The organism is Mesorhizobium sp. M0954, assembly GCF_040319155.1.
GTDB lineage: Bacteria > Pseudomonadota > Alphaproteobacteria > Rhizobiales > Rhizobiaceae > Mesorhizobium.
Genome location: NZ_JAMYNR010000013.1, coordinates 33983 through 47298, shown reverse-complemented (window position 1 = coordinate 47298; position 13316 = coordinate 33983). Strand labels below are relative to the sequence as shown.

General features: G+C 65.2%; 13 protein-coding genes. 9 read left to right on the top strand and 4 right to left on the bottom strand.

Annotated elements, in window-relative coordinates; all coding sequences use genetic code 11:
* Positions 1 to 19 precede the first annotated feature (19 nt).
* The 7 genes from NKH93_RS18945 to lpxK all read left to right on the top strand — a co-directional run bounded on the left by NKH93_RS18945 (position 20) and on the right by lpxK (position 6546).
* The gene (locus NKH93_RS18945; RefSeq protein WP_352685493.1) at positions 20 to 709 is read left to right on the top strand and encodes a DUF8692 domain-containing protein; all 690 of its coding nucleotides are present in this window, start codon (positions 20 to 22) and stop codon (positions 707 to 709) included.
* 253 nt (positions 710 to 962) lie between these two features.
* Positions 963 to 2306, top strand: coding sequence for a TldD/PmbA family protein (locus NKH93_RS18940; protein ID WP_352971365.1), 1344 nt, complete (start codon positions 963 to 965; stop codon positions 2304 to 2306).
* The gene (locus NKH93_RS18935) at positions 2293 to 3111 is read left to right on the top strand and encodes a 3'(2'),5'-bisphosphate nucleotidase CysQ (protein WP_352474389.1); all 819 of its coding nucleotides are present in this window, start codon (positions 2293 to 2295) and stop codon (positions 3109 to 3111) included. Before NKH93_RS18940 ends, NKH93_RS18935 begins: the two co-directional genes overlap by 14 nt.
* 61 nt (positions 3112 to 3172) lie before the next feature.
* Positions 3173 to 3418: a DUF4170 domain-containing protein gene (locus NKH93_RS18930; RefSeq protein WP_023674378.1), complete on the top strand. Its 246-nt coding sequence runs from the start codon at positions 3173 to 3175 to the stop codon at positions 3416 to 3418.
* Positions 3419 to 3423: 5 nt separating this feature from the next.
* Entirely contained in the window at positions 3424 to 4203 is a 780-nt protein-coding gene (locus tag NKH93_RS18925) for a lysophospholipid acyltransferase family protein (RefSeq protein ID WP_352971362.1), read from the top strand.
* A complete protein-coding gene (gene waaA / locus NKH93_RS18920; protein WP_352474386.1) occupies positions 4200 to 5516 on the top strand; it encodes a lipid IV(A) 3-deoxy-D-manno-octulosonic acid transferase in 1317 nt (438 codons plus the stop codon). The genes NKH93_RS18925 and waaA overlap by 4 nt, the downstream gene beginning before the upstream one ends.
* 1 nt (position 5517) lies before the next feature.
* The gene (gene lpxK, locus NKH93_RS18915) at positions 5518 to 6546 is read left to right on the top strand and encodes a tetraacyldisaccharide 4'-kinase (RefSeq protein ID WP_352971359.1); all 1029 of its coding nucleotides are present in this window, start codon (positions 5518 to 5520) and stop codon (positions 6544 to 6546) included.
* A gap of 249 nt (positions 6547 to 6795) precedes the next feature.
* Here the strand turns inward: lpxK and NKH93_RS18910 are convergent, their stop codons facing one another.
* Both NKH93_RS18910 and NKH93_RS18905 read right to left on the bottom strand, forming a co-directional pair.
* Positions 6796 to 7029: a DUF2093 domain-containing protein gene (locus NKH93_RS18910; RefSeq protein WP_031211156.1), complete on the bottom strand. Its 234-nt coding sequence runs from the start codon at positions 7027 to 7029 to the stop codon at positions 6796 to 6798.
* A gap of 223 nt (positions 7030 to 7252) precedes the next feature.
* Positions 7253 to 8179 carry a LysR family transcriptional regulator gene (locus NKH93_RS18905; protein WP_352771560.1) on the bottom strand — a complete coding sequence of 309 codons (927 nt, stop codon included), beginning with the start codon at positions 8177 to 8179 and terminating at the stop codon, positions 7253 to 7255.
* 90 nt (positions 8180 to 8269) lie between these two features.
* Here NKH93_RS18905 and NKH93_RS18900 point away from each other — a divergent pair, with 90 nt between their 5' ends.
* On the top strand, positions 8270 to 9163 hold the full coding sequence (locus tag NKH93_RS18900; RefSeq protein WP_352771558.1) for a DMT family transporter: 894 nt from the start codon (positions 8270 to 8272) through the stop codon (positions 9161 to 9163).
* A 204-nt stretch (positions 9164 to 9367) separates the two neighbouring features.
* On the opposite strand, the gene mutL is transcribed toward NKH93_RS18900, so the two are convergent.
* Both mutL and NKH93_RS18890 read right to left on the bottom strand, forming a co-directional pair.
* Positions 9368 to 11218 (bottom strand): DNA mismatch repair endonuclease MutL, encoded by a 1851-nt coding sequence (gene mutL / locus NKH93_RS18895; protein WP_352541553.1) that lies wholly within the window; start codon positions 11216 to 11218, stop codon positions 9368 to 9370.
* Between the two features lie 88 nt (positions 11219 to 11306).
* The gene (locus tag NKH93_RS18890) at positions 11307 to 12209 is read right to left on the bottom strand and encodes a LysR family transcriptional regulator (protein WP_352971355.1); all 903 of its coding nucleotides are present in this window, start codon (positions 12207 to 12209) and stop codon (positions 11307 to 11309) included.
* A gap of 102 nt (positions 12210 to 12311) precedes the next feature.
* Between NKH93_RS18890 and NKH93_RS18885 the strand changes: the two genes are divergently transcribed.
* The gene (locus NKH93_RS18885) at positions 12312 to 13301 is read left to right on the top strand and encodes a zinc-dependent alcohol dehydrogenase family protein (protein ID WP_352971353.1); all 990 of its coding nucleotides are present in this window, start codon (positions 12312 to 12314) and stop codon (positions 13299 to 13301) included.
* Positions 13302 to 13316 lie beyond the last annotated feature (15 nt).

Sequence of the window (13316 nt, the reverse complement as noted above, 5' to 3'; positions counted from 1 at the left end):
ATCGGCCGTCGTACTCAGAATGGCCTTCGGCACAATGCCAGACAAAAACGCGCTGAACGCAAAACATAGCAGCGAATGGACAATGTCCTGGCGCCTGGTCATACTTGCGGCCGTGGCGATTAATGTTGTGATGCTCTTGGCCGCGCTGTTCGTCGCGCAAACTCTTGGTCTGGACGCTACAATCTTCTATCGAGATCCATCTGCAGCCGCGGATGTCGGCTTCTATACGGGGTGGATTTCGTCCCTAGGTGCTTCACTGTGGATCGGCACCGGCGCGGCGACCCTGTTTGCCGGTCTGCTCACGCACCGATGGGATTGCACGTTTCTCGGCGGCCTTACCTTGGTCATGGGCCTCGATGACCTGTTGTTGATCCATGAGGACGTGCTGCCGTTTGTCGCGATACCAGAGATTGTTACGATGATTGCCTACGCCGTCGCCGGGTTGTTCTGGTTCTTTCGGCTGCGACGGAAGACATTCGACGGCTCGATCGTATTTGTGGCCGCAGGCTTCTTACTCGCGATGTCAGCAGCGATCGACCAGCTGGGAGAGCTGTTTCCTAGCCCGGGTTCGGCGGTCGACATCGCCGAAGACGCTGTCAAAGAGCTTGGCATCTTCCTTTGGGCGGCAGGTGCCGTCGGGTACGCGGCGATGGTGACACGGTTGGGCCGCCCGTGGGTGGATCCAGCCGATCCCAACTCTACAGGCTGACGGTCGCACACGCCGCATCTTCGACTCGTCGCCGGCAGCGGTGCCGCCGTCGCGGCTTTCGGTCACGGCCACCTCGGATCTAAGCCGTCCTTTGTGCGTCTGGAAGGACGCACCATCTCTGGATCGGTCGCGCTGACCTGGGGCTAGATGCCTCCTGATTGTCCGCTTCTCCCATTGCAGAAGCGGCATCGGGACAATAGATGGTGCAGCAGCGGCTGCCCTTCAGCCGGCCGGAAATAACAGGATCATGCGCATGACCGATACGCTCGACGCAGCGAAACTGACCGATCGCGTCGCGGCCCTGGTCGAGGCTGCCAAACGGGCCGGCGCCGATGCCGCCGATGCCGTTGCGGTACGCGGCCGCTCGACCGGCGTGTCGGTGCGGCTTGGCAAGGTCGAAGGCACAGAGGCGTCCGAGAGCGAGGACGTCTCGCTGCGCGTCTTCGTCGGCAAGCGGGTAGCCAGCGTTTCGGCAACAGCGGCATCCGACCCCAATATGCTGGCCGAGCGCGCGGTCGCCATGGCCAAGGTGTCCCCCGAGGATCCCTATCAGGGCCTCGCCGACTCGGCCTTGCTGGTCAAGAAACCGCGCGACCTCGATCTGTTCGACGCCACCGAGGTGTCGGCGGACCAGTTGAAGGAAGCAGCGCTTGCCGCCGAAGCGGCGGCGCTTGCCGTCAAGGGCGTCACCAATTCGGCCGGCAGTGGCGCCAGTGCCGGGCTTGGCGGCCTGGTGCTCGCCACCTCGCACGGCTTCGTCGGCCATTACGTCGCCTCGCGTTTTTCGCGCTCGACCAGCGTGATCGCCGGCGAGGGCACCGGCATGGAGCGCGACTACGAATTCTCCTCGCGCCAGCATTTTTCCGATCTCGACGCGCCGGAAGACATCGGCCGCAAGGCCGGTGAGCGCGCTGTACGCCGCATTGGCGCGCGCAAGGCGGCGACCGGGCCTGTCGACGTGGTGTTCGATCCGCGTGTGGCGCGCGGCATTGCCGGCCACCTTGCCGGTGCCATCAATGGCGCCGCGGTGGCGCGCAAGACCAGCTTTCTCCGCGAGATGATGGGCAAGAAGGTGGCTTCGGCCGCAATCACCGTCACCGACGAGCCGCTCCGGCGCCGTGGACAGGCCTCGCGCCCGTTCGACGGCGAAGGCGTCGAGGGCGAAAAACTGTTCATGGTCGACAAGGGCGTGCTCAACCACTGGTTCCTGTCGACTTCGGCGGCTCGGGAACTCGGCCTCGTCACCAATGGGCGCGGCTCGCGCAGCGGCTCGTCGGTCTCGCCGTCGTCGACCAATCTCGCCATCGAGCCCGGGGAAAATACGCCGGAAGAGCTGATCAAGTCGCTCAAGACCGGCTTCTACGTCACCGAAGTGTTCGGCCAGGGCGTCGACATGGTGACTGGCGAATATAGCCGCGGCGCTTCCGGCTTCTGGATCGAAAATGGCGAGCTGGCCTATCCCGTCGCCGAGGTGACCATCGCCTCCAATCTGAAGACGATGTTCCTCAACATGGTTCCGGCGAGCGATCTCGACCGCAATTTCGGCACCGCCGCGCCCACGCTTTTGATCGAAGGAATGACCCTTGCCGGAGCTTGACCCGGCCGTCTCAGCCGGCGCTACTGAAGACCTGCAGCTGTTGCGCGATGCCGCCTGCGAGGCGGGGCTCATCGCCATGCAATACTTCAACAACAATCCAAAAGTGTGGATGAAGGGCGGCACCTCGCCGGTCAGCGAAGCCGATCACGCCGCCGACAAATATCTGCGCGAGACCTTGCTGGCGGCCCGGCCGGATTATGGCTGGCTGTCGGAGGAAACCGTCGACGACCCGGTAAGGCTTGTCGCGCGCCGCACCTTCGTCGTCGATCCGATCGACGGCACGCGCGGCTTCCTCGAGGGCCTGCCCACATGGTGCGTCAGCGTCGCTGTGGTCGAGAACGGCCGAACGCTTGCCGGCGTACTCGACTGCCCGGCGAAGGGCGAAATCTATTGGGCGCTGCCGGGCGAGGGCGCATTCCTGAACGGCAGGCGCATCAGCGTGCGTCCGCCGGCGGAAACGGCCGAAATCGCCGGACCGAAGGCGATGATCGACCTGATGCCGGCGAAATGGCACAAACGGCTGAAGCGCGTGCCCTATATTCCTTCGCTCGCCTACCGGCTGGCGATGATCGCCGGCGGCCAGCTCGATGCCACCTTCGTCAAGGCCAACGCACATGACTGGGACATCGCCGCGGCCGATCTCATCCTGCGCGAGGCAGGCGGCGCCTTGCTCGATCGGCATGGCCGCGCGCCGCTCTATGCCGGCGAAGTGATCCGTCACGGACCGCTTGCCGCCGGCAGCGGCGAACTCCTCGCCGTGCTCGCCGGCGTCATCGCCGGGCTGACAATTGACCACTATCAATAGTTCCAAAGTCGGCGGCTTTGGTCTAGACCTGTCCCAAACTCACGATATGTGAAGGATCGACATGGCCGCTGAAGACGGAAAGAAGCAGCTTTTGCACCTGGTGTTCGGCGGCGAACTCAAGAAGCTGGGCGGCACCGAATTCCGCGATCTCGACGCGCTCGATATTGTCGGCATCTATCCGGACTACCAATCGGCGCACGCCGTCTGGAAGGCCAAGGCGCAAGCTAGCGTCGACAACGCCCATATGCGCTATTTCGTCGTTCACCTGCACCGCCTCCTCGACCCCGAAAACAAGGCTGTCGGTTGACATCGATGAACCGTGAAGCGGTCAAGCGATCAGCCCCGCGGTCGGCGGTCAGACGTCGCAAGCCGAAGACGTTCTGGCGCAAGATCCGCGAACCGCTGGCGCAGTCGCGATTCGTCAAGAATGCGCTTGCCGCGCTGTTTGCGTATTTCGTCCGCCTTGTCCGCTTGACCAACCGCATGGTTGACGGATCGGCCAAGTTTTCCGGCGGCGCCTATGCGCAGCTCGAGCCTGGCATCATCGCGCTCTGGCACGGCCAGCACCTGCTGACCCCGGCCTACTATCCCAAGGGACGGCCGCTGGTTGCCATGGTATCGCGCAGCGCCGATGCCGAGCTCAACGCGCTGATGGTCGAGAAATTCGGCATCGAGGCGGTGCGCGGCTCTGGCGGGCGCGAAAGCGCAAGGCATCTCGACAAGGGCGGGGCCAAGGCGCTCATCGCCCTCAAAAAGTCGCTCGCCACCGGCAAGAATGTCGCCATGATTGCTGATATTCCCCACGGCACGCCGCGCGATGCGGGGCTCGGCGTCGTCCTTCTGGCGCGGCTGTCCGGCCGGCCGATCCTGCCTGCCGCGATAGCCACCAGCCGCCGCAAGGTGATCGAGGGCAGCTGGGACAAGACGACGATCAACCTGCCCTTAGGCCGCTCCTCGATCGTCGTCGGCACGCCTGTCTTCGTGCCGGCCAACGCCGACGCCGCCGAAATGGAACGCAAGCGCCAGGAGGTCACGGCCTCGCTTAATGCCGCGACCGCCGAGGCCTATCGCCTTGTGGACGGTTCGAAATGAGTGTGCGCTGGGCGCGCGCCTTCCTGACCGCATATCGTTTCGCGGGGGCGGCCGCCTACCCGTTGGCCGGGCCTTATGTCGCCTGGCGTACTTCCAGAGGCAAGGAGGATCGCATTCGCCGGCGCGAACGCTACGGCGTCGCCGGACGCGAGCGCCCCGAAGGCCCGGTGATCTGGATCCATGCAGCCAGCGTCGGCGAGACCATCGCCGTCGTGCCGCTGGTCGAGAGCATTCTCGATTACGGCGTCAACATCGTGCTGACGACGGGCACGGTCACCTCGGCGCAGGTCGCCGAAGAACGGCTGGGCGACCGCATCATCCACCAATATGTGCCGCTCGACCTCAAGCCGGCGGTCAGCCGCTTCCTCGACCATTGGCAGCCGGACCTGGCGATCATCGCCGAATCGGAGATCTGGCCGATGACCATCCTGGAACTCGGCGCCCGCCGCGTGCCGCAGGTTCTGGTCAACGGCAGGCTGTCCGACCGCTCCTTCAAGTCCTGGAAGAAGCGCGCCAACATTGCCGAAGCATTGTTCGAAAATCTCGCCCATGTCGTCGCCCAGTCGGACCTCGATGGGGAGCGCTTCCTTTCGCTCGGCGCCCGGCCGGTCACTGTATCCGGCAATCTCAAGGTCGACACCGCGCCGCCGCCGGCCGACGAGCGGGCACTGGCGGCGCTGAAACGCCAGATCGGCGGCCGCCCGACCTGGGCGGCGATCTCGACCCATGACGGCGAAGAGGCGGTCGCCGCCGAAGTTCACGCCATGCTGCACAAGCGCCACCACGGGCTTTTAACGATCATCGTGCCGCGCCATCCCGATCGCGCCGGGCAGCTGGCCGCCCAGATTTCCGGCATGGGCCTGAAGCTGGCGCAGCGCAGCAAGGGCGACAGGATCACCGCCGACACCGATATTCTGCTCGGCGACACGATCGGCGAGATGGGGCTTTATCTGAGGCTGACGGAAATTGCCTTTGTCGGCCGTTCGCTGACTTCCGAGGGCGGCCAGAACCCGCTGGAACCAGCCATGCTGGAGACGGCAGTGCTTGCCGGCCGCAACGTCCAGAATTTTCGCGAGGCCTATCAGCGCCTGCTCGATAGCGGCGGCGCCAAGCTGGTGCGCGACCGCGATATGCTGGCCGGCGCCGTTAATTTCCTTTTGACCAACGAGGCGGCCCGCCATGAGATGATGGCGGCGGGTGCGGCGACGGTCGACGAGATGCGCGGTGCGCTGGCGCATACGCTCAGGTCGCTTGAGCCCTATATCCAGCCGCTGGTCGTCAAGTCGCGCCTGAAGGGCGCGAACGGGCGCTGACGTGACCTCGGAAGCGCCACCCTTCTGGTGGGAAGAGCCGGACTGGCGGGTCACGGCGCTGTCGCCGCTCTCCGCCGTCTATGCGCTTGTCGCCGGTCGCCGCATGCGGCACGCGCCGCGCGAAAAGGTCGAGGCGCCGGTGCTCTGCGTCGGCAACTTCACCGTCGGCGGCACCGGCAAGACGCCGGTGGCGATCGCGCTGGCCGAGCAGGCCAGGCGCATGCAGCTCAATCCGGGTTTCCTGTCGCGCGGCCATGGCGGCTCCTTCGCGCAGCCGCATATCGTCGATCCGCACCACGACGCCGCCAAGCATGTCGGCGACGAGCCGCTGCTTCTGGCCGAACACGCGCCGGTCGCGGTGACGCCGAACCGGGCCGCCGGCGCCAGGCTTCTGCTGGAGAAGCTCGGCTGCGATTTCCTGATCATGGATGACGGTTTTCAGAGCGCGCGCATCCACATCGACTATGCGCTCGTCGTCGTCGACGCGCGACATGGCATCGGCAATGGCCGCGTCATCCCCGGCGGGCCGCTGCGGGCAAAGATCGTCGACCAATTGGTCTTCACCAGCGCCTTGCTGAAGATGGGCGAGGGCACCGCGGCCGATACGGTCGTGCGCCAGGCAGCGCGCGCCGGCAGGCCGATCTTCGAGGCGCACACTGCCCCGAGCAGCAAGGTGACGCTGGCCGGCAGGCGGTTCCTGGCGTTCGCCGGCATTGGCCATCCCGACAGGTTTTTCGACACCGTAGCCGAGGCCGGCGGCGAGCTTGCGCTGACCCGACCGTTTCCTGACCATCATTTCTACAGTGCGGACGAGCTTGCCGAATTGGCGGCGACAGCACGTAAAGCCAGGCTTGGTCTCATTACCACCGCCAAGGACGCTGCCCGCCTGCGTCACGGCGCGGCACCGCCGGAATTCCTCGACGGGCTCGATGTGCTGGAGATCGACACCGTCTTCGAGCTCGACCATGTGCCGCAACGCATCATCGACGAGACGCTGGATGCCTGGCGGCAGCGCCGGCTTAAAGGCTGACCAGAAGCGTGAGCACCGAGGCAATGCGGGACTGGAATTTGCGGCTTTCCGCCGGTCGAACGTATTTTGTTCTTGCTTTGTGCCGGCAGCTATGCTAGTAATTTGGGTATGGTGATGATTCGCCGGTGGCCCGCCCTCGAACTTGAGGCGGGTTTTTTATTTCATGGCCTCTAAGGTTTCGGTGTTGCCGGCCTGACGCCGCGGCAGAGGGCGCAGGATCGCAACGGGGCTGCTTCCATTTGCGCTGGACTAGCGTCGGCGGCGCAGTTCCGGATGCGCTTCGATCTCGCGGCGCAGCGAGGCAGCGGCGTTCACATAGGGTTCCTGCCTGGCGACACTCCAATATTTGAGCTCGTCGAGCGGGATGCTCTCGCCGGTCACCGCGCAGCGCACGAAGGCGCCGGGGCTGGTCACCTGGAAGTCGCCGTCGAGATAGCGGATGCGGGCTTCCTTGCCGCCGGGTCCTTCGAAACGGTTCATCATGGGGTGGTGCCGAAATTCATGACGATGTCATCGCCACAAATTGCGGCGAGGTCAAGCTCGGTTGGCCTTGCCTGGTTCTGTTTCTGGTGGCACTTGCTCGAACAAGCCGGCAAAGCGGATGCCAATGCATGTCGCGCAAAAGTGTGCAGCGGTTTTGCGCGACATGCATAAACACAAGAACCTGAAGCGCGTCGCATGAGGCCGGTCGAACGCGACGCGCTTCTCATTCTTCGGCGATGATAAACTGTTCGATCTTCTCCGCTGGCAGCCCGGCCTGGACGGCGATGCGCCGGGCGAGTTCGGCGGCGGCGGCGCGCGGGCGCCCCAGCGGCCGGTCAAGCCAGTAAGATATCGGGCTCAGCGCACTGCGTTCGTCTACGGCGACGATGCGGCCCGATTTCAATTGGTCCACCGTCAACGGCGGACGTGCCAGCGCAATGCCGAGCCCGTGCGCGGCGGCGTCGAGCACCAGGTTGTAGTCCTCGAAACGGCGGTCGTGCGGCCGCGGCCGATAGTCCATCTCCTGCGCCGCAAACCAGGCGCGCCAGGCCGAAGCGTCGGAATCATTGATCACCGGAAATTCGAGCAGCCGGGCAGGATCTCCGCGGCCGATCTCCTTGGCCAATTCCGGCGAGGCGACCGGGAACACATATTCTTCGAAAAGCTGCACCGAGATCCGGCCCGGAATGCGACCGCGCCCGCAGCGGATCGACAGGTCGATGCCCTCGTCGGCAAGATCGCCCTGGCGGATGTCGACGTCGAGCACGATGCGCAGCTTGGACGGGTGGTTCTCCAGCGCCGCCATGCGCGGCATCAGCCACAGCCCGCTGACCGAAGGGATCGAGGTCAGCCGCACCACCGCCGTGCCGCGCGGCTCGACCCAACGGTCCGAATTGCTGGCGATCAGGGCGAAGGCTTCGGTGGTGCGCAGATGCAGGCGATTGCCTTCGACCGTCAGAGAGACGCCGCGCGCGCCGCGATCGAAGACTTTCAGCCCAAGCCAGCCCTCGAGCTTGGCGATCTGCCGGCTGACGGCGCCGTGGGTGATGTTGAGCTTCTCGGCCGCCGCCGAAAAGCTGCCGGTCCGAGCCGCGGCGTCGAAGGCGCGCAGCGTTTCGAGCGGCAGCATCGGGTCTAAGCTGTGATCCATAGTCACAGGTGATCCTCGATTTGTTCGTTTGTCAACCGACCCGCAATAGCGTTTCTCTACTTCATGGCATTGGATCGCGAGGACGACCAAATGAGCGCTTACACCGGCACGTTGAATACGACACAGCGCATGGATGCCACGGCTGCCATCGCGGTGGCGCTGACGGTGGTCGGCTGGGCCTCCGCCTTTCCGGCGATCCGCGCCGGCCTTGCCGCTTTCGGGCCGCTGGAACTTGGCGCGCTGCGCTTTGCCATCGCCGCGGTTCCGGCGGCGATCTTCCTCGCGGTCAAGCGGCCGGCACTGCCCAGGCTCGATGAACTCTGGCGCTTTGTCTTCGGTGGTGCCGTCTTCGTCGCACTCTACACGGTGATGCTCAATTTCGGCGAGCTGACCGTTTCGGCCGGTGCGGCCGGCTTCATCATCAATGTCAGCCCGATCTTCACCGCCATCATGGCCATGGCGCTGCTCGGCGAACGGTTCTCGGGCCTGGCCTGGGCCGGCACGTTCCTGTCCTTCGCCGGTATCGGGATCATCGCCATGGGCGAGGGGCAAGGCTTGCATTTCAACAATGGTGCGCTGCTTGTCCTCGGCTCGGCGCTGTGCTCGGCCGTCAACACCATCGTCCAGAAGCCGCTGTTTGCCCGCCATCACCCGCTGACGATCTCGGCTTCGAACATGGTGCTTGGCGCGCTCTGCCTGTCGCCGTTCCTGCCGAGCGGTCTGGCGCAGGCGGCGGTCGCCGACACCGCCGGGCTCGGCGCCGTCATCTTTCTCGGCATCGTACCCAGCCTGATCGCCTACGCTGCCTGGGCAACAGCGCTTTCCCGCCTGCCCGCGGCGCGTGCCTCGAACTTCCTCTATCTGGTATCGCCGGTGGCGACGCTGATCGGCTTCTTCTGGCTGGGCGAAGTACCGACGCTGCTCGGCATCATCGGCGGGGCGCTGGCGCTCGGCGGCGTCATCGTGGTGAATTTGAAGAGATGAGCAAAGGGTTTGGGGCTGTGCCTGACTCGAAAAGAGCCGCTGTACAGCGGCTCTTTCGTACCCCCACCCCGCTGCTTCGCAGCGACCCTCCCCACAAGGGGGAGGGTAAGCTCCTAGCGAGGCGTCGGCGGGTAGGCTCCCTACCTCCCCCTTGTGGGGAGGTCGGACCGAAGGTGCGGGTGGGGGCTGCGCCCTGCGAGTTTCTTATCGCCGCCCGAACAACCGCTCAATATCCGCCAGCTTGAGCTCGATGTAGGTCGGGCGGCCATGGTTGCAGGTGCCGGAGCCCGGCGTCGCCTCCATCTGCCGAAGCAGCGCGTTCATCTCTTCCGGTTTGAGCAGGCGGCCGGAACGTACCGAGCCGTGGCAGGCCATGGTCGCGGCTATTCTGTCCAGCCGCTCCTTCAGCGTGTCGACCGTGTCGTTGTCGGCGATCTCGTCGGCGAGATCGCGCACCAGCTGCTGGACGTTGGTCTCGCCGAGCATCGACGGCGTCTCGCGCACCGCGACGGCACCGGGGCCGAAGCGCTCGATGCCGAGGCCGAAGCGGGCCAGCGTCTCGGAATGCCTGGCAAGCCGCTCGGCATCCTCTTCCGACAGATCGACAATCTCGGGCAACAGCAGCATCTGCGACGGCACCGAGCGTGAGTGGAGGGCGTTCTTCAAGGCCTCGTAGACCAGCCGCTCATGTGCCGCGTGCTGGTCGACGATGACCAGCGAATCCCTGGTCTGGGCGACGATATAATTCTCGTGCACTTGCGCGCGCGCCGCGCCCAGCGCCGTGCCGAGCAGCGTTTCCGCCGCTTCGTTTTGCCCGGCGCGCGCATCGGCGCTGTGCAGCGGCCCGGCGTCGAAGGCCGCCTGCTCGTCCTCGCCGAACCCGTCGCCCATATTGAGCGGCCGCTGCGGCGAACGGGCAGGATCGAACCCGGCAAAGCCCGATGCCCGATAGGCGGCCTCGTAGCTGCGGTGACCGTTGGCCGGGCCACCATGCGCATAGGATGCGGCGCCTGGCCGGAACGCCGCCATCATGCCGGCGGCCCCTGTGGTGGCGGGGCGGATGCCGGCATTGGCCAGCGCTTCGCGAATGGCGCCGACGATCAGCCCGCGCACCAGCCCCGGGTCGCGGAAGCGCACGTCTGCCTTGGCCGGATGGACGTTGACGTCGACGATCGCCGGATCGAGCGCCAGGAACAGCACGGTGACGGCATGGCGGTCGCGCGGCAGCACGTCGGCGAAGGCGCCGCGAATGGCGCCGGCGATCAGTTTGTCACGCACCGGGCGGCCGTTGACATAAGCGTATTGCTGCAGCGCGTTGGCGCGGGTGAAGGAGGGGACCGAGACATGGCCGGCGAGATGCACGCCGTCCCGCGTCGCGTCGATGGCGATCGCATTGTCCGGAAAGTCGGCGCCCATCACCTGCGCCACCCGGCGCAGCCGGCCTTCCGGGCTGTCGTCGGTCGCCGGCAGTTCCAGCGTCGAGCGGTCCGGGCCGGCCAGGGTGAAGCGCACGGCGGGAAAGGCGATGGCGATGCGCTTGACCACGTCGCCGATGGCCGAGCTTTCGGCGCGCTCGCCCTTCATGAATTTGAGCCTTGCGGGCGTGGCGAAGAACAGGTCGCGCACCTCGACCGTGGTTCCGCGATTGGCCGCCGCCGGCCTGACCGCGGAGACGCGGCCGCCCTCGATGCCGATCTCGGCGGCGTTTTCACTGGACGCGGTGCGCGAGCGGATCGACAGCCGTGCCACCGAGCCGATCGAGGGCAAGGCCTCGCCGCGAAAGCCGAGCGAGCGGATGTCGTGAATGTTGTCGGCGAGCTTGGAGGTGCAATGGCGCGCAATCGCCAGCGCCAGTTCCTTTTCCGGAATGCCCGAGCCGTCGTCACTGACGCGGATCAGGTTCAGCCCGCCGCCGGCGGTGACGATCTCGACTCTGGTAGCGCCTGCATCCAGCGCGTTCTCGACCAGTTCCTTGACCACGCTTGCCGGACGCTCGATGACTTCGCCGGCGGCGATCTGGTTGATCATCGTTTCGGAAAGCTGGCGGATCGGCATGGGGCACTATAGGCGGATTCGTGGTCGATGCGGGAGGGCGGAATTGAGGAAATCCACGCAGCTGATCGCGACTGGCCGCTCGTGCACTTCAACTCATGAGCTTGGGCAGCGCTGCCGCCAGTGCATCGACGGCAAGGCGGACTTTCATCGGCAGATGAGGCGTCTGCAACCACAGGGCATGTACGTCGTAGAGAAACCGGGATTGTTCCGGCAATAGCAGGACAAGCGCGCCCGCCTGGATGCGCTGGCGAACCAGCCAGTATGGCAGCCAGGCGAGCCCCATGCCGGCGGCCGCGGCATCGGCGATGGCATCGAGATCGTCGAGCCGCAATCTGCTGATGGGCCTGACCTCAATCGCGGGGTGGCCGTTGCGCGGAAACAGCCACGGCTGAACGGCACGCCCGGAACGGCGGTAGATGATCGCGTGATGGCTGCCGAGGTCATCTATTTCCTGCGGCTGGCCGTGCCGGTCGAGATAGGACGGCGACGCGCAGACGACCATGTGCTGGCGCGCGATGCGACGCGCCATCACCCCGGCCTGGTCCTCCAGATCGCCCGTTCGGATGGCAAGATCGCAGCCGTCCTCGGCGAGGTCGGCGATGGCATCGCTGAACGACAGGTCAAGTTCCAGCGCCGGATATTGCTGCGCAAACCCGAACAGGATCGGGGCAACGCAGCGCCGGCCGAAATGCACCGGCATGAGGACACGCAGCTTTCCGCGCGGTTCGGCAAGCTGGTCGGCGGCCAGTGCATCCGCGGCCTCCGCTTCGGCAAGCACCAGCCGGCAGCGTTCATAGTAGGCGCGCCCGAAATCGGTCAGGCTTTGGCGGCGCGTGGTCCGGTTGATGAGGCGCACGCTCAGGCGCTCCTCGAGAAACCGGACATGCTTGCCGACCATCGGCCCGGACAGATCGAGAGCCGCCGCCGCGGCTGCGAACGAGCCCAGGTCGACGGCTTTGACGAACACGGCCATGCTGGTAAGGCGATCCATATTCAAAACCTGCAGTTTCTGCTGATCTACTCAAGCGGCTATTTATCCGCCTGATGAGCGCTGGCATAGCTGATTCAGTTCAAATATTTTGGAGTTTGACCGATGGCACGTGTCGTTCGCTTTCATGAGCTCGGTGGTCCCGAGGTCCTGCGCATCGAGAATGTTGACACGCCTGCGCCCGCGAGCGGTGAGATTCAGATCCGCGTCAAGGCGTTGGGTATAAACCGCGCCGAGGCGCTGCTGCGTTCGGGGACCTACATCCAGACCGCGCCGTTGCCTTCCGGTCTTGGGCTCGAGGCGGCGGGTATAGTCGAGATGGTCGGCGAAGGCGTGGACGGGTTTGCGCCTGGCGATGCCGTCAGCATCGTGCCGCCATTATCGATGGCCCGCTGGCCTGCCTATGGTGAGATTGCCACATATCCCGCCGAGCTCGTCGTCAAGCATCCACCATCGCTGAGCTGGGAAGAAGCCGCCGCAGCGTGGATGCAATATCTCACGGCCTACGGTGCGCTGATCGACATTGCCAAACTTGGCAGGCAGAACGTTGTCGTCATCACTGCGGCCTCGAGCAGCGTCGGACTTGCCGCGATCCAGATCGCCAACATGATTGGCGCGACCCCGATCGCGGTCACACGGACGTCCGCCAAGAAGCGGGCTTTGCTTGAGTTCGGCGCGGCCCACGTCATCGCCTCGGCAGAGGAGGACCTGGAAGCCAGGTTGAAGCGAATCGCCGGCCCGGACGGCGTGCGCGTGGTGTTCGATGCCGTCGGCGGCCCGATTTTCAAGCCTCTGACGGCAGCGATGGCACCGGGTGGCATTCTCATCGAATATGGCGGCTTGAGCCTCGACCCGACACCCTTTCCGCTACCTGCAGTGCTGGCAAAGACACTGACGCTGCGCGGTTATCTCGTCCATGAGATCGTGCGCGATCCGGTCCGGCTGCAGGCCGCCAAGGCGTTCATCCTCGACGGACTGAGCTCGGGTTCGCTGAAGCCGGCAATCGCCAGAACCTTTCCGTTCGACCAGATCGTCGAGGCGCACCGCTATCTCGAATCGAACGAGCAATTCGGCAAGATCGTCGTGACCGTTTGACCGGGCGTTTATCGG

What these genes read in the sequence shown, in the direction of transcription:
- NKH93_RS18945 (WP_352685493.1), top strand. Translation starts at nt 20, where the DNA reads ATGGCCTTCGGCACAATGCCAGACAAAAACGCGCTGAACGCAAAACAT.
- NKH93_RS18940 (WP_352971365.1), top strand. Translation starts at nt 963, where the DNA reads ATGACCGATACGCTCGACGCAGCGAAACTGACCGATCGCGTCGCGGCC.
- NKH93_RS18930 (WP_023674378.1), top strand. Translation starts at nt 3,173, where the DNA reads ATGGCCGCTGAAGACGGAAAGAAGCAGCTTTTGCACCTGGTGTTCGGC.
- NKH93_RS18925 (WP_352971362.1), top strand. Translation starts at nt 3,424, where the DNA reads ATGAACCGTGAAGCGGTCAAGCGATCAGCCCCGCGGTCGGCGGTCAGA.
- waaA (WP_352474386.1), top strand. Translation starts at nt 4,200, where the DNA reads ATGAGTGTGCGCTGGGCGCGCGCCTTCCTGACCGCATATCGTTTCGCG.
- NKH93_RS18910 (WP_031211156.1), bottom strand. Translation starts at nt 7,029, where the DNA reads ATGATGAACCGTTTCGAAGGACCCGGCGGCAAGGAAGCCCGCATCCGC.
- NKH93_RS18905 (WP_352771560.1), bottom strand. Translation starts at nt 8,179, where the DNA reads ATGGATCACAGCTTAGACCCGATGCTGCCGCTCGAAACGCTGCGCGCC.
- NKH93_RS18900 (WP_352771558.1), top strand. Translation starts at nt 8,270, where the DNA reads ATGAGCGCTTACACCGGCACGTTGAATACGACACAGCGCATGGATGCC.
- mutL (WP_352541553.1), bottom strand. Translation starts at nt 11,218, where the DNA reads ATGCCGATCCGCCAGCTTTCCGAAACGATGATCAACCAGATCGCCGCC.
- NKH93_RS18890 (WP_352971355.1), bottom strand. Translation starts at nt 12,209, where the DNA reads ATGGATCGCCTTACCAGCATGGCCGTGTTCGTCAAAGCCGTCGACCTG.
- NKH93_RS18885 (WP_352971353.1), top strand. Translation starts at nt 12,312, where the DNA reads ATGGCACGTGTCGTTCGCTTTCATGAGCTCGGTGGTCCCGAGGTCCTG.